Consider the following 15,167-nt stretch of genomic DNA (forward strand, 5'->3'; position numbering starts at 1 on the left):
CTATGTCGGATCTGTTTGCGGACTACGCCCATGCCGCCACACGCAGCACTGCCTACGACGAAATGTTCGGCGCCGGCCAAGTGCCGCGTGCGGAGTATGCACAGGTGGCCTCCACGCTGGGCGAGTTGACCCTGGCGGACGTCACGGCCCGGGCCGACTCCATGGCGCGCACCTTCCTCGACCGCGGCGTGACGTTCGACTTTGCCGGCGAGGAGCGGCCGTTTCCCATCGACCTGGTGCCGCGGATCATCTCCGCCGACACCTGGCAGGTGCTCGAACATGGCGTATCGCAGCGCGTGCGTGCCCTGGAAGCCTTCCTGGACGACGTCTACGACCGGATGTCCGCGGTGTCCGACGGCGTGGTGCCGCGCAGCCTGATCACCTCCAGCGACCATTTCCACCGGCAGGTGTCCGGCTTCGATCCCGCCGGCGGAGTCCGGATCCATGTCTCCGGCATCGACCTGGTCCGGGACGAAGCCGGCACGTTCCGGGTGCTCGAGGACAATGTCCGCGTGCCGAGCGGCGTCAGCTACGTGATCGAGAACCGGCGGGCCATGGCCAAGGGCCTGCCCGAGGCCTTCGGCCAGCAGCCGGTGCGTCCGGTGGACGACTACCCCCGTCGCCTGCTGACGGCCCTGCGCAAGACCGCACCCTCCGGCGCGGAGGACCCGACCGTCGTCGTACTCACCCCCGGCGTCTACAACAGCGCGTACTTCGAACACACCCTGCTGGCGGGCCTGATGGGCGTGGAGCTGGTGGAGGGACGCGACCTCATCTGCCGCGCGAACCGCGTCTATATGCGGACGACGGCGGGGGAGCAGCGCGTGGACGTGATCTACAAGCGGATCGACGACGAGTTCCTGGACCCGCAGCAGTTCCGCTCGGACTCGGTGCTCGGGTGCCCGGGCATCGTCAACGCCGCCCGCGCCGGCAACGTCACGATCGCCAACGCGATCGGCAACGGCGTGGCGGACGACAAACTGGTCTACAGCTACGTTCCGGACCTCATCCGGTACTACCTCGGCGAGGAACCCGTCGTGCCCAACGTGGACACCTTCCGGTTGGAGGATCCGCAGGCGCGCGAGGAGGTGATGGACCGCCTGGAGGAACTGGTGGTCAAGCCCGTGGCCGGCTCCGGGGGCAAGGGCCTGGTCATCGGTCCGGCGGCCTCGAAGGCGGAGCTGGAGGAACTGCGCGCCAAGGTCCTCCAGGACCCGCGCGGCTGGATCGCGCAGCCGGTGCTGCAGCTCTCCACGGTCCCCACCATGTCCGGCGGCCAGTTCAGCCCGCGGCACGTGGACCTGCGTCCGTTCGCCATCAACGACGGCGACGACGTCTGGGTGCTGCCCGGCGGCCTGACCCGCGTGGCGCTGAAAGAAGGCTCGTTGATCGTCAACTCCAGCCAGGGCGGCGGGTCCAAGGACACCTGGGTGCTGGCGGACGACTCCGCGCAGCTGGCCCGGCAGACCGCCGAGGCAGACGTCGCCGTTGCCCCCGTCCAGTCCACCGCCTGGCCGGTGGACCCCGAACCGCGGCACGAGCCGGAACAGTGAGAGAATGCTCCATGCCCTTTGAAGGAGGTCCGAACCGATGCTGAGCCGCATCGCCGAATCCCTGTTCTGGATCGGCCGCTACGTTGAGCGGGCCGACGGCACCGCCCGTATCCTGGACGTCAACCTGGAGCGGCTGAACCAGCTGCCCACCGCCGAGCAGGCGCTCGTCTCCCGGCAGTTGCTGGGAGTGATGGGAGCGGTGCCGGACGGGCCGGACTTCGGGATGGGGGACCTGCTGAACAGGCTCGCCTTCGACCGCGGCACGACCACCTCGATTGCCGGCGCCCTGGGCGCGGCCCGCGAGAACGCCCGCCGGGCCCGCGAGACCGTCTCCTCCAGCCTCTGGGAGGGCCTGAACACCACCTGGTACGGCCTGAACCAGCACCGGAAAGACGTGGTCGGGACCTACCGGTTCTGCCACTGGGTGCTTGAGCGCACGGCCATGATCAAGGGCTTGTCGGACACCACCATGAGCCACGATGAGAGCTGGCAGTTCCTGGCGCTCGGCCGCAGCCTGGAGCGGGCGGACATGACGGCCCGGATGCTGTCCACCCAAGGCGTTTTGTCCGCCGGGCTTTCCTGGGTCAACATGCTGCGCTGTGCCGGTGCCTACGAGGCCTTCCTGCGCACCCGCCGGGGGGCCGCCGGCGAAGAGCAGGCGGCGGAGTTCCTGCTGCTGGACCGGCTGTTCCCGAGGTCCATCGTCTATGCGCTGAGCGACGCCGAGCGCGCCCTGGAACGGCTGGATCCGTCCTACCGCCGCATCGGCTTCATCACCGACGCACGGCGGATTGTCGGGCAGGCCCGCAGCTTCCTCGAGTTCCACCAGCCCGCCGATCTGCTCGCGGAACTGCCGGCGCACATGGACCGGGTGCAGAGATCGTGCGCCCAGGCCTCGGACGCGGTGACCCGGACGTACTTTGCCCAACCGATCGACTTGTCCTGGGTAGGAGAGGTTTCATGACCCGGCTGCGCATTGAGCACCGAACCGGCTATAGCTACGACAGCAACGTCATGCTGTCCTACAACGAGGCGCGCATGACGCCGCTGACCGACCCGCACCAAGTCGTGCTCGAGTCCGCCCTGACGGTCAGTCCCGCGCAGGCGTTCATCATGCACTACCGGGACTACTGGGGCACCCGCGTGACGGCGTTCGACATGCAGGTCCCGCACGACTACCTCGAAGTCGTCTCCGAGAGCACCGTCGAGGTCCACCGTGCGGAGAAGGTTCCGTCCGCCGAGGAGCTCGCCGGCTGGGAGGTGCTGCGTTCCGCCGCCGTCGTCAATGACTTCTCGGACTGGCTGCCGCAGACCCGGCTCAGCGATCCGGGCCCCGACGTGCGCCAGCTGGTGAAGTCGATGACGGAGGGGCTGGCCCCGCATGAGGCCGCGCACGCCATCATGGGCTGGCTCAAGGCCGAGGTCCAGTACGTCCCCGGCGTGACCGGCGTGCAGTCGAACGCGGAGGAGGTCTGGTCGCACCGCAAGGGGGTCTGCCAGGACCTGGCCCATCTGGGCATCGGCGCCCTGCGGAGCATCGGGATCCCCGCCCGCTACGTCTCCGGCTACCTGCATCCCAAGCCGCAGGCTGCCATCGGCGAGAAAGTCGCCGGCGAATCGCATGCCTGGCTGCAATGGTGGGACGGCGAGTGGCGGGGCTGGGACCCGACGAATACCGGCCCGGTCACCGATTTCCACGTCTCCGTGGCCAAGGGCCGGGACTACCGCGACGTCTCGCCGCTGCGGGGCGTGCTGTCCGGCGGAGGCAAATCGAAGCTGAAGGTCCGGGTCGAGGTCACCCGCCTCGCCTGACCGGGCGTTCGAACAAATTCAGGGCCTTGTAGCTCAAGCTACAAGGCCCTGAATTTGTCTAGGACAATGCCCGCTAAGGCAGCAGGACTTCCTGGCCCTTGCTGAGCACGGTGAGCCCGGAGTCCGTGACGGTGAAGCCCCGGGCACGGTCCAGTTCCGGGTCCAGGCCGATGGTGGCGCCCGCGGGAACACGCACGTTCTTGTCCAGGATGGCCCGGCGGACCTTGGCGCCCTCGCCGATGGACACCTTGTCCATCAGGACGCTGTCCGCCACGTCCGCTCCTTCGGAGACGAAGACGTTCGTCGCCAGGACCGAGCCGCTGACGCTGCCGCCGGACACCACCACTCCCGGAGAGAGGATGGAGTCGAGGGCGGTCCCGTCGCGGCCGCTGATGCCGCGGACCAGCTTGGCGGGCGGGGAGACCGACTGGCGCGTGTAGATCGGCCATTCCAGGTTGTAGAGGTTGAAGGCAGGCATTGGCCGGATAAGGTCCATGTGCGCGTCGTAGTAGGAGTCCAGCGTGCCGACGTCGCGCCAGTACTGCTTGTCGGCCCCGGTTGAGCCCGGGACATCGTTGGAGGTGAAGTCGTAGACGGCGGCCTCACCGCGGTTGACGAAATAGGGGATGATGTCGCCCCCCATGTCGTGGTGCGTGTCCAGGCGTTCGGCGTCGGCTTCCAGTGCCTCGAGCAGGGCGTCGGTCGTGAAGACGTAGTTCCCCATCGATGCCAGGAAGCTCTCCGGGTCGTCCGGCAGCCCTGCCGTGGTCTCGGGCTTCTCGACGAAGGCCCGGATCCGGGTGGGGCTCTCGGGATCCGTCTCGATCACGCCGAACTGGTCCGCCAGCTTCAGCGGCTGGCGGACGGCGGCCACGGAGGCGGCCGCTCCGGAGGCGACATGGTCCGCGACCATCTGCGAGAAGTCCATGCGGTACACGTGGTCCGCGCCGATAACGACGACGATGTCCGGCTCTTCGTCGTGGATCAGGTTCAGCGACTGGTAGATGGCATTGGCACTGCCCAGGAACCAGCTCTTGCCGCGGCGCTGCTGGGCAGGCACCGAGGCCACGTAGTTGCCCAGCGCCGCGGAGAGGCGCCAGGTCTCGGAGATATGCCGGTCCAGGCTGTGCGACTTGTACTGCGTCAGCACGACGATCTTCAGGTAGTGCGAATTGACCAGGTTCGAGAGTGCGAAGTCGATCAGCCGGTAGCTGCCGGCGAAAGGAACCGCCGGTTTCGCCCGGTCCGCCGTCAGCGGCATCAGCCGCTTGCCCTCGCCGCCGGCCAAGACTACGGCAAGAACTTTCTTCTGTGGCATTCTCTTTCCCCCATCCGGTGGTACCCGTCTGTGAACGAACTATGAAGTCCCCCCGCTGATCAGACTAGAGGAGATGGGCGGCGTGGACTACGTTTGGTTGCGTGCGGATTGACATTGTGACGAAGGAATTTCCCCCGGAGATCTACGGCGGGGCTGGGGTGCACGTAGCTGAACTCAGCCGCGTCCTGGCCGGCAAGGTGGACCTGAACATCCATGCCTTCGGAAAGGAAAGGCCCGCGGACTTCCACGGCGCGTCGGTACGCAGCTACGCCGTACCGGCCGGCCTGGACGATGCGAATCCCGCAGTGCAGACCCTCGGCGTGGACCTGGAAATCCTGTCCGGGATCGAAGGCGCCGATCTGGTGCATTCCCACACCTGGTATGCGAACATGGCCGGCCACCTGGCGGGCCTGCTGCACGGCATTCCCCACGTCCTGAGCGCTCACTCCCTGGAACCGCTACGGCCGTGGAAGGCCGAGCAGCTTGGCGGCGGGTACGCCCTGTCGTCCTGGGTCGAGCGGACAGCTTACGAAGCCGCGGCTGCGATTATCGCCGTGTCCCACGGCATGCGCGCCGACATCCTCCGCTGCTACCCGCAGGTGGATCCGGACAAGGTGAAGGTCGTCCACAACGGAATCGACGTCGCCTTGTGGCAGCGCGATGACAACGACGACGCGGTCCGCGCCCTGGGCATCGACCCGGAACGCCCGTCCGTGGTGTTCGTGGGACGCAATACCCGCCAGAAGGGTGTGCCGTACCTGCTCCGGGCCGCCGACCAGTTGCCCCCGGAAGTCCAGCTCGTGCTCTGCCTGGGGGCCGCCGACACTCCGGAGCTGGCGGCCGAAACCAGCCGGCTGATCGACGGGCTGAAGTCCCGGCGCGACGGCGTGGTGCTGATCGAGCGGATGCTCCCGCGCAACGAGCTGATCCAGGTGCTCAGCCACGCCACCGCGTTCGCCTGCCCCTCTGTGTATGAACCGCTGGGCATCGTCAACCTCGAGGCCATGGCCTGCGGTGCCGCCGTCGTCGCCAGCGCCACCGGCGGCATCCCGGAGGTCGTGGAGGACGGGGTAACCGGAACGCTGGTTCCGCTCGAACAGGTCCAGGACGGCACCGGTACGCCGCTGGATCCGGAGAAGTTCGTGAACGACTTCGCTGCCGCTTTGACGGCCACCGTTACGGACCCGGCCTTGGCGAAGCGCCAGGGTGAGGCGGGCCGGCGGCGGGCCGAAGAGCACTTCTCCTGGACCTCCATTGCCGAGAGCACGCTCGAGGTCTACCGCGGAGTGCTGAAGCAGGCCTAGCTGCCGCAGCAGCGGCTGGCGGGCCGACCCGGGCCGCCAGCCGCTGCTTCCGTTCTGCTAGCCGCCGGCGCCGGCACGCGCCTGCTTTTCCGGCACGGGGGCCGTTCCTTCGGCGCGCAGGGCGGCGGCATAGGCGGCCGCTTCCTCCTGCCGCCTGCGTTCCGCCCCGCTGGCGATCGGTGCACGCAGGTGCTCCGGTCCGTAGCCAAAGGCGTCCACCAGGTCTTGGGCGAAGGGGCGCAGCCGCAGCAGCAGGCGGTGGATGTAGTCGCCTAGTGTCTTGGCGCGCTGTGCGGACAGCCGCCCGTGCATCAGGTACCAGGCCAGGTTTTTCTCCACCAGCCCCAGCCCGAAGAGATCCCGGACCCACGTCATGATCTGGCGCGTGTCGCCGTCGTCGATTGACGGCAGGGCGCGGGTGAACGCCTCCCACTGCAGCAGCTCGGCATGGGCCTTGGCCGCCTCGATCAGGTCGTGCTGGCGCGAGTTGAACAGCGCGGCGGCCTCGGACTGCGGCAGCCTGCTCGCGCGCTTGAGGTCCGCGGCGATGTCCCGGACCATCGAGGAAACCCGGTCGGTCAGCAGTTGGCGCTGCGTGTCCTCGTCCTTCAGGTATGTCGCGGACTTCCGCACGGAACCGGTGTCCGCGAAGGTCTGGGCCACCTGGCGCAGCCCGGTACGGTGCAGGGTGGCATCTGCGGCCTGGGACGCGACCCAGCGGGCCAGGGCGCCGAAGTCGGCATTGCGGAACTCCTTGGCGTAATCAGCCAGCAGGCGCTTGGCCACCAGTTGCAGCAGCACGTTGTTGTCGCCCTCGAAGGTCGCGTAGACATCCAGGTCCGCACGCAGCGAGGTGAACCGGTTTTCGGCCAGGAACCCGGCACCGCCGCACGCCTCGCGGCACTCCTGCAGCGTGTCGAGTGCGTGCCAGGTGCTCAGCGGTTTCAAAGCCGCGGCCAGGGTTTCCAGGTCCTGCCGGTCGCCGTCGGTATCGTGGGCGCCGGAGAATACGCCGTCGAATTTCTCCAGCAGTTCCTCGTGCGCGAAGGCGGCCGCGTAGGTGGTCGCCAGCCGGGTCAGCAGGCGCCGCTGATGGCGCTGGTAGTCCAGCAGGACCTCTTCCTCGAGCGCCGAACCGGCATGGAACTGCCGGCGTTCGGTGGCGTACTTGACCGAGATGGCCAGGGCGACCTTGCTGGCCGCCACGGCGGCGCCGTCCAGCGACACGCGGCCCTGCACCAACGTGCCGAGCATGGTGAAGAAGCGCCGTCCCGGGCTGGCGATGGGGGAGGTGTAGCGGCCGTCCGGATGCACCTGCCCGTAACGGTCGAGGAGGTTGCTCCGCGGGATCCGCACGCCGTCGAAGTGCAGCCGGCCGTTGTCGATGCCGTTCAGGCCTCCCTTGAGGCCGTCATCTTCGCCGCCGACGCCGGGGAGGAAGTTACGCTCGGCATCGCGGATGGGCACGTAGAAGGCGTGGACCCCGTGATCCACCCCGCGCGTGATGAGCTTCGCGAACACGACGGCCGCCAGCCCGTCCTTGGCCGCATTGCCCAGATAGTCCTTCCAGGCGGCCCGGTGCGGCGTGCTGATGACGAATTCTTCGGTGTCGGGGTCAAACGTTGCGGTCGTGGCGATGCTGGCCACGTCCGAGCCGTGGCCCGTTTCGGTCATGGCGAAGGCCCCGGGCACCTCGAGGCTCATGATCGCGGGCAGCCATTTGTCATGGTGTTCCTTGGTGCCCAGGTGCAGGACGGCCGCGCCGAAGAGGCCCCACTGGACGCCGGCCTTGATCTGCAGGGAGGGGTCGGCGATGACCAGCTCCTCGAAGCCGGCAATGTTGCCGCCGTGGTTGTCCTCGCCGCCCAGGCGCTCGGGGAAGGCATAGTGCACGGAGCCGGTATCCACCAGGTATTTCAGCTGGGCGGAGACGCGTTCGCGGTGCTCCGCCATCGTCTGGCCGTCGATCCGCGCCAGTTCCGGCTGGCCCGCGAGCCGGCGGGCGAGCCGCCGCTTGTCGGCCCACCGGCCGAGCAGCCGTTCGCCGAGCGCTTCGGTATCGAGGCGCGACGGGGGAGTGATGCCGTCCTCGGGCCGTTCGACGTCGACGGCGGCGGGTCCGGTTACTTGGGTCATCTTTGGTCCTCCGGAAGGGTCGTTAGCGATTACTTCGTGTCTCGGGGCCCGGACCCCTTTGTACGGCCGGTCCGGCAATGCCGGTCCAGAGCCATCCGGTGATCTGGTCCGTCATGGCTTCCCTCGCCGGCCTGCCGGTGCCGGGCGGAGTGCGCAGCCAGCGCTCCCCGGCCGCGCGCACCATGCCGATCGCCGCCGGGGGCCAGAATGAGGCGGCCGCCAGATCGACGCCGGCCCCGCCGCGCGATTCCAGATGGTGGCGGAGCGGAGCTTCGATCATCGCGGTCACGGCAGCAAAGAAATGGACCGGCATGGCGTCCTGGCCGGCGGTGTCCGGACCCGCGCTGCGGGTCACGAAGGCGTACACATTGGGCGAGGACTCGGCCATCTGCAGATAGACATCGACCATCGCCCGCAATCCGTCGTGTTTCGTGGTGGCAATTTCGGCCGCCTGCTGGAGCTTTGCCTGCATGCGCTCGGCCACTGCTTCGCCTACGGCACGCTGCAGGCCCGACTTATCCCCGAAGTAGCGGTAGAAGACAGGCTTTGAGGTACCCGCGGCGGCGGCGATCTCCTCCATCGATGCATCCGGGCCCAGCCGATGGACGGCATGCCGCGCGGCGCGAACCAGCTCCTTGCGCCGGCTGGTGCGGTGGGCGCTCCAGCGCTCGGCGCGGCCGTCGCCGGAGGCCTGGGGCGGTACAGTGGCTGCCGTATTCACGTTACTCAGAGTATCAGGTACGCTGGGTATTAGTAACCGGCCTGCGCATAATCCTGCACCGAGTAAGGAGACATCCTGATGGCTTCAACACCCGCCTCGCCCGCCGCCGAGGGCATCCGCAAAGCGGTAGTGGTCGGAGGAAACCGGACACCGTTCGCGCGCGCCAACGGCGCATATGCGCAGGCCAGCAACCAGGACATGCTGACCGCCGCACTCGACGGGCTCGTCGCGCGGTTCGGCCTCGCCGACGAACGGATCGGGGAGGTGGCAGCGGGCGCGGTGCTCAAGCACTCGCGCGACTTCAACCTGACGCGCGAAGCCGTCCTAGGTTCCGCGCTGGCCCCGACGACTCCCGCCTACGACCTCCAGCAGGCCTGCGCCACCGGGCTGGAGACCGTGATGGGACTGGCCAACAAGATCAAGCTGGGGCAGATCGAATCCGCCATCGCCGGCGGCGTCGATTCGGCGTCGGACGCCCCGATCGCCGTCAGCGAGGGACTGCGCGCGGTGCTCCTGGAACTCAACCGGGCCAAGACGCTCAAGCAGAAGGCGGCGGCAGTGGCCAAGCTGCGCCCGAAGGATCTGGCTCCGGTTGCCCCGGGGACCGCCGAACCGCGCACCGGCCTCTCGATGGGGGAGCACCAGGCCCTCACCACGGCCGCCTGGGAGATCAGCCGGGCCGCACAGGACGAGCTGGCGCTGGCCAGCCACCGGAACCTGGCCGCTGCCTACGAACGCGGCTTCTTCGACGACCTCGTCACCCCGTACCGGGGACTGACCAGGGACGGCAACCTCCGTGCGGACACCTCGCTTGAGAAGCTGGGCGCTTTGCAGCCGGTCTTCGGCAGAAGCCTGGGCGACAAAGCAACGATGACCGCGGGCAACTCGACACCGCTGACTGACGGCGCCTCCGCCGTGCTGATCGGTTCCGAGGACTTTGCCCGCAGCCGGGACCTGCCGATGCTGGCCAGCATCGTGGACGCGGAGGCCGCCGCCGTCGACTTCGTCCACGGCAAGGAGGGCCTGCTGATGGCCCCGGCCTACGCCGTCCCGCGCCTCCTGGCCCGGCACCAGCTGACGTTCGAGGATTTCGACTTCATCGAGATCCATGAAGCGTTCGCCGGCACGGTGCTTTGCCATCTGTCCGCGTGGGAAAGCGAGGAGTTCTGCCGCAACAAGCTCGGCCTCGACGCAGCCCTGGGCAAGATCGACCCCAGCAAGATCAACGTCGCCGGATCGTCCCTCGCCGCCGGCCACCCCTTCGCCGCGACCGGGGGCCGCATCGTCGCGACGCTCGCCAAGCTGCTGCATGAGCAGGCCGTCTCCGAGGGACGGCGCGGCCGGGGACTGATCTCGGTCTGTGCCGCCGGCGGCATGGGCGTTGTCGCCATCCTGGAGGCCTGCTGAACATGGCGGATGCTTACCTGAAGCTCGTCAACAGCCCGCCGGCCAGCGTCATCGCGAAGAAACTCGGGCTGCCGCGCCCCACCGAACTGCGCCGCTACCGCCGCGGCCAGCCCATGGTGCCGGGACCGGTGCTGGTGGTCGCGTCCGGCGCGGCGGAAGGCCTCTCCGGGCAGCTGTCGGGATGGGGCCTGGAGGTCCGCCGCCGCACCGCGCCCGGGGAAAAACTCGGCGCGATCGTCCTGGACCTGACCACGGTGTCCGACCCGCGGGAGCTATCGGAGCCCATGCTCGCCGTCGGAGCCTCCCTCCGGGACCTTGCCCCGGGCGCCCGGGTCGTCAGCATTTCCCGGCCGGCCGACTCGGCTTCGGAACCCGCTGCGGCCGCGGCCCGGCAGGGCGTCCAGGGGGCGGTCCGCTCGCTGGCCCGCGAGCTGCGGGCCGGAGCCACCGCCAATGGACTTCTGCTGGCCGATGGGATGGACCTCGCCGATCCGGGCGCGCTGGGTGCCCTGCAGTTCCTGCTCTCGGGGCGCAGTGCCTACGTGGACGGCCAGTTCCTGCTGGTCGGTCCCGGGGCGGACCAGCTGCCGGAGGATGCGGACCGCCCGCTGGCGGGACGTACCGCCGTCGTCACGGGGGCCGCGCGGGGGATCGGCGCCGCCATTGCGAAGGTCCTGCATCGGGACGGAGCGCGCGTCGTCTGCGTCGACCTGCCCGCGGCCGGGGAGGAACTGGCCAAGGTTTCAAACGCCGCCGGCGGTACCGCGCTCCAGCTCGACATCACCAGTGACGACGCCGGCGCCCGCATCCTCGAGCATGCCCGCAGCCGCTACGGCGGCCTGGACATCATGGTCCACAACGCGGGCATTACCCGGGACAAGCTGCTGGCCAACATGGACCAGGCGCGGTGGGACTCCGTCATCAACGTCAATCTGGCCGCGCAGCTGCGGATCAATGAGGCCCTGCTTGCCTCCGGCGCGGGCCAGGCACCGCGCGTGGTGTGCCTGGCCTCGACCAGTGGCATCGCGGGCAACCGGGGGCAGACCAATTACGCCGCGTCCAAGGCCGGCGTGATCGGCATGGTCGGGGCCTCCGCGGCGGCCTTTGCCGAACGGGGCGGGGCGATCAATGCCGTCGCACCCGGTTTCATTGAAACAGAGATGACGGCCCGGATCCCGTGGGGCACCCGTGAGGTGGCACGGCGCCTGCTGCCGTCGCTGCAGCAGGGCGGGCTGCCGGTGGATGTCGCTGAAGCCGTGGCATTCCTGGCCGGGGACGCAGCGGGCGGGGTGAATGGCCGGACCCTGCGCGTCTGCGGCCAGAGCCTGGTGGGCGCATGAGCACCGACGATGTCCTGCTCGAGGAGCTCCCGTCCCTCTCGAGGCTCTACGTCAGCGCCGCGTCGACTGCGGCGCGCACCAAGCTCGGCGCCCTTGAACGGCCCCTGGTGCTGCCGCCGGCACGGCACACGGTAGAGGACGTAAGGGTCAGTCTGGAACACGTCACGCGCTTCCAGCACCTGCTGCACGGCACGGTCCGCGACAGCCTTCCGTCGGTCTTCGTGCATTCGGCAGCCTTTCCGGTGGGCATGAGCATCCTGGCCCGCACCGACTTCCCGCTGCCGCTGCTGGGCATGGTCCACTTGGGCAACAGGGTCAGGCACCTGCGCAGCATCCATTTCAGCGAGCCCCTCGCGATCACGGCCTGGGCGGACAATCTGGCGGGACATTATGCCGGCACCCAGGTCGACCTGCACGTGACCGTAAGCTCGGCGGGGAAGCCGGTCTGGGAAGGCGTCTCGACCTACCTGGCCAAGGGCGTTTTCCTGCCCGGCCTCGATAAGCAGACCCGTCCGCCGCGCGAGGATTTCGTTCCGCCGCGGCCCACGGCCACCTGGCGGCTCGGTCCCGAGGCTGGCCGGGAGTACGCCGGGGTCTCGGGGGACTTCAACCCTATCCACCTCAGTTCGCTCTCCGCGCGTGTCCTCGGCCTCAAGCGCTCGATCGCGCACGGCATGTACCTGGCCTCCCGGGTGCTGACCAGCATCGAGTCGGTGGCCGCGGAGAAGTTCGAATGGGACATCCGCTTCGCGGCACCGGTCTTCCTGCCGGCGACCGTCGCCGTCAGGATCGAGGACGAGGAAGCCGGCGGCCGGTGGGGTGCATCCTGCTTCGTCGGCTGGGGCGAACGCAGCCACCGCAAGCACTTCCAGGGCACCGCCCGCGCCCTGTAGGCGCCGGCGGGGGTGCGTATGCTGGGGCCATGACCGACGCCGCCACCCTGCCCAGCCGCGCCCGCCGGCTTGATGCCGAGGACCCGCTCGCTCGGTACCGTGCCCGCTTCATCGGCCACGATGATCCCGCCGTCCCGGCCTACCTGGACGGGAACTCGCTCGGCCGGCCGCTTGCCGCCTCCGTCCAGCGGGTGCAGGAGCTGATGGTGGAGCAGTGGGGCGGGCGGCTCATCCGCGGCTGGGACGAAGGCTGGCTGGAGCTGCCCGCGCAGCTGGGCGACGAGCTGGGCCGGACCGCCCTCGGCGCGGCACCGGGCCAGTGCCTCATCGCCGACTCCACGACCGTCCTGCTCTACAAGCTCATCCACGCGGCGCTGTCGGCACGCCCGGGCCGGCACCGAGTGGTCATCGACCGGGACAACTTCCCCACGGACCGCTACGTGCTGGAGGGCATCGCGGCGGAGCGGGGCCTGGAGCTCGACTGGCTCGAGGTCCCGTACGACGGCGGTGCGGACGTAGAGTTGGTCCGTTCCGTGACGGGGGACCAGACGGCGCTCGTGGTGCTCAGCCACGTGGCCTACCGTTCCGGCCACTTGGCCGACATGCGCGCCATCACCGAGGCCGTGCATGATACCGGCGCCCTGGTGCTTTGGGACCTGTGCCATTCGGTCGGGGTGGTCCCGGTGGAGCTGGACGCCTGGGAGGTGGACCTGGCCGTGGGCTGCAGCTACAAGTACCTCAACGGCGGGCCCGGGGCACCGGCCTGGCTTTACGTGCGCCGCGGACACCAGCAGCTGACCCAGCCGATCCAGGGGTGGCTGGGCAGCGAGGACCCCTTCGGGATGGGCCAGGGCTACTCGCCCGCCGCCGGGATCCGGCGCTTCGCCAGCGGCACGCCGCCGATCATCGGGATGACGGCCATCGCGGACATGGTTGCGCTCATTGGCGAAGCCGGCATCGGCGCCATCCGCGAGAAGTCCACGGCCCTGACGCAATTTGCGCTGGAGGCGACGGATGCGCTGCTGGCACCGCACGGCGTCGTTCTTGCCTCGCCGCGGAACCCGGAGCAACGCGGCAGCCACCTGACGATCGACCATCCCGCCTTCCGCAAGATCACGGCGCGGCTGTGGGAGCGCGGCATCATCCCGGACTACCGGAACCCGAACGGCCTGAGGCTGGGGCTTTCGCCGCTGTCGACCGGTTTCGAGGAGGTCTACCGCGGCGTGTCCGCGATTGCCGAAGAGCTGGCCGGGGACTGAATCCGCGGTCCGGTGCAGCTGGGCGCCCTCGAGAGCGCCGGGGTGCACCGCTCAGACGGGGCTGAAATGGTCCAGGGCGTGCTGGTAGCTGTGGGCGGTGAGGGCAGCCGTCTGCTCCCAGCCGAAGGCCGCCGCATGGATGGCGGCGCTGCTGCCCAGCCGGGCCCGGAAGGCCGGGTACTCGAACAGCTCGCCGAGGGCAGAGGCCCAGTCATCCGGGGAGTGTCCGTCCACCAGCAGCCCGGTCACCCCGTGGCTGACGGCGGAGGGCAGGCCGCCGACGTTGGTCGCCACCACGGGCGTGCCGCAGGCCTGGGCCTCCAGCGCGACCAGCCCGAAGGACTCGCTGTAGGAGGGCACGGCCACCACGTCGGCGCTGCGGAAATGCCGCGCCAGCTCCTTGGCGGAGACCGGCGGCAGCAGCCGCACCCGCCCGGCCAGGCCAAGCTCGGCCACGAGGGCCTCCAGGTCCAGCGGGCTGGCGCCGCTCGCTTCGCCGATGACGGTGACCTGCAGCCGCATGTCCGGGTACCGGTCCACCAGGCGGGCCGCAGCGGCGAGCAGGACCTGGGGGCCCTTCAGCGCCTGGATCCGGCCGGCGAAGCAGATATGGAAAGTGCCGTCTTCGATCCCCAGCGCACGGCGGTCCGGGGCCCGGCCGGCGGGATGGAAAACGCCAAGGTCCACCCCGGGCGGGACCACGTCGATCCGCTCGGACGGGGTGCCGTAGAGATCCCTGAGTTCAGTGGCCTCCGTCAGGGTATTGGCCACGAGCCTCGCAGCGCCCTCCGCGATGTCCTGTTCGCCGAAGATGCGGACGTCCGGTTCCGGCGGTTCCCCCGGCAGCAGATGGAGGTTCTTGACCTTAGCCATCGTGTGCATGGAGTGGACCAGCGGAACCCCCCAGTCTGCCTGCAGTTCCAGCCCGACTTTTCCGGAGAGCCAGTAGTGCGAGTGGATGACGTCGTATCTGTCCCCGCCGTCCGCGTCCGCGAACCGCCGCAGCCCGGCAGACAGCCGGTCCAGGTGCAGCGGCAGCTGTTCCTTCGGCACGGTGTCGGCCGATGCGCCGGGCAGGTGCACGACGCGCACGCCGGGGCGCGGATGCTCGACCGGCTCCTGCCCCTCGAAGGTCGAGCGCGTAAAGACGTCCACCTCGGTGCCCATCGCCACCAGCTCGCGCGATACCGCCCGGACGTAGACATTCATGCCGCCCGCGTCGCCGCCACCCGGAACCGCCAGCGGCGAGGTATGCAGGGACAGGACCGCGATACGGCGCAGCACACGCATGGTTTCCTTTCCCATGGAAGCGAGGACTCAGGGAAATACTCTACCGCCGCTGAACCTTTCCGGCCCGAACGGCGTCTGTACCTGCAGGTGCCGCCTGTTCCGGGTAAGGAGTCCGGCAGCCGCGCGGTCTGGGA

General features: G+C 69.2%; 12 protein-coding genes. 8 read left to right on the forward strand and 4 right to left on the reverse strand.

The window, feature by feature from the left end; translation table 11 throughout:
- Nucleotides 1-2 precede the first annotated feature (2 nt).
- The 3 genes from AHIS1636_RS08575 to AHIS1636_RS08585 are packed head-to-tail and all read left to right on the forward strand — an operon-like array spanning nt 3 to nt 3,365.
- Nucleotides 3-1,553, forward strand: coding sequence for a circularly permuted type 2 ATP-grasp protein (locus AHIS1636_RS08575; RefSeq protein WP_264795413.1), 1,551 nt, complete (start codon nt 3-5; stop codon nt 1,551-1,553).
- 37 nt (nt 1,554-1,590) lie between these two features.
- Entirely contained in the window at nt 1,591-2,517 is a 927-nt protein-coding gene (locus tag AHIS1636_RS08580) for an alpha-E domain-containing protein (RefSeq protein WP_264795414.1), read from the forward strand.
- Complete coding sequence (locus AHIS1636_RS08585; RefSeq protein ID WP_264795415.1) at nt 2,514-3,365, forward strand: transglutaminase family protein; 852 nt, start codon at nt 2,514-2,516, stop codon at nt 3,363-3,365. The genes AHIS1636_RS08580 and AHIS1636_RS08585 overlap by 4 nt, the downstream gene beginning before the upstream one ends.
- A 73-nt stretch (nt 3,366-3,438) precedes the next feature.
- On the opposite strand, the gene glgC is transcribed toward AHIS1636_RS08585, so the two are convergent.
- A complete protein-coding gene (gene glgC / locus AHIS1636_RS08590) occupies nt 3,439-4,683 on the reverse strand; it encodes a glucose-1-phosphate adenylyltransferase (protein WP_309298597.1) in 1,245 nt (414 codons plus the stop codon).
- A gap of 101 nt (nt 4,684-4,784) precedes the next feature.
- Here glgC and glgA point away from each other — a divergent pair, with 101 nt between their 5' ends.
- Nucleotides 4,785-5,987, forward strand: a complete 1,203-nt coding sequence (glgA, locus tag AHIS1636_RS08595; protein WP_264795416.1) for a glycogen synthase — start codon at nt 4,785-4,787, stop codon at nt 5,985-5,987.
- 57 nt (nt 5,988-6,044) lie between these two features.
- On the opposite strand, the gene AHIS1636_RS08600 is transcribed toward glgA, so the two are convergent.
- Nucleotides 6,045-8,123 carry an acyl-CoA dehydrogenase family protein gene (locus AHIS1636_RS08600; RefSeq protein WP_264795418.1) on the reverse strand — a complete coding sequence of 693 codons (2,079 nt, stop codon included), beginning with the start codon at nt 8,121-8,123 and terminating at the stop codon, nt 6,045-6,047.
- A gap of 22 nt (nt 8,124-8,145) precedes the next feature.
- Nucleotides 8,146-8,844, reverse strand: coding sequence for a TetR/AcrR family transcriptional regulator (locus AHIS1636_RS08605; protein ID WP_264795419.1), 699 nt, complete (start codon nt 8,842-8,844; stop codon nt 8,146-8,148).
- A 78-nt stretch (nt 8,845-8,922) separates the two neighbouring features.
- Here AHIS1636_RS08605 and AHIS1636_RS08610 point away from each other — a divergent pair, with 78 nt between their 5' ends.
- From AHIS1636_RS08610 to AHIS1636_RS08625, 4 genes are read left to right on the forward strand one after another with little or no spacing between them, the layout of a single operon-like run.
- Entirely contained in the window at nt 8,923-10,251 is a 1,329-nt protein-coding gene (locus AHIS1636_RS08610) for an acetyl-CoA C-acetyltransferase (protein WP_264795420.1), read from the forward strand.
- A gap of 2 nt (nt 10,252-10,253) precedes the next feature.
- On the forward strand, nt 10,254-11,591 hold the full coding sequence (locus AHIS1636_RS08615; protein ID WP_264795421.1) for a 3-oxoacyl-ACP reductase: 1,338 nt from the start codon (nt 10,254-10,256) through the stop codon (nt 11,589-11,591).
- On the forward strand, nt 11,588-12,484 hold the full coding sequence (locus AHIS1636_RS08620; RefSeq protein ID WP_264795422.1) for a MaoC family dehydratase: 897 nt from the start codon (nt 11,588-11,590) through the stop codon (nt 12,482-12,484). Before AHIS1636_RS08615 ends, AHIS1636_RS08620 begins: the two co-directional genes overlap by 4 nt.
- 29 nt (nt 12,485-12,513) lie before the next feature.
- Nucleotides 12,514-13,743, forward strand: a complete 1,230-nt coding sequence (locus AHIS1636_RS08625) for a kynureninase (protein WP_264795423.1) — start codon at nt 12,514-12,516, stop codon at nt 13,741-13,743.
- A 51-nt stretch (nt 13,744-13,794) separates the two neighbouring features.
- Here the strand turns inward: AHIS1636_RS08625 and mshA are convergent, their stop codons facing one another.
- Nucleotides 13,795-15,033 carry a D-inositol-3-phosphate glycosyltransferase gene (gene mshA / locus AHIS1636_RS08630; RefSeq protein WP_264795424.1) on the reverse strand — a complete coding sequence of 413 codons (1,239 nt, stop codon included), beginning with the start codon at nt 15,031-15,033 and terminating at the stop codon, nt 13,795-13,797.
- Between the last annotated feature and the right edge of the window lie 134 nt (nt 15,034-15,167).

Origin of the sequence: Arthrobacter mangrovi, assembly GCF_026011795.1 — a bacterium.
In the GTDB taxonomy this organism is placed as follows: domain Bacteria; phylum Actinomycetota; class Actinomycetes; order Actinomycetales; family Micrococcaceae; genus Crystallibacter; species Crystallibacter mangrovi.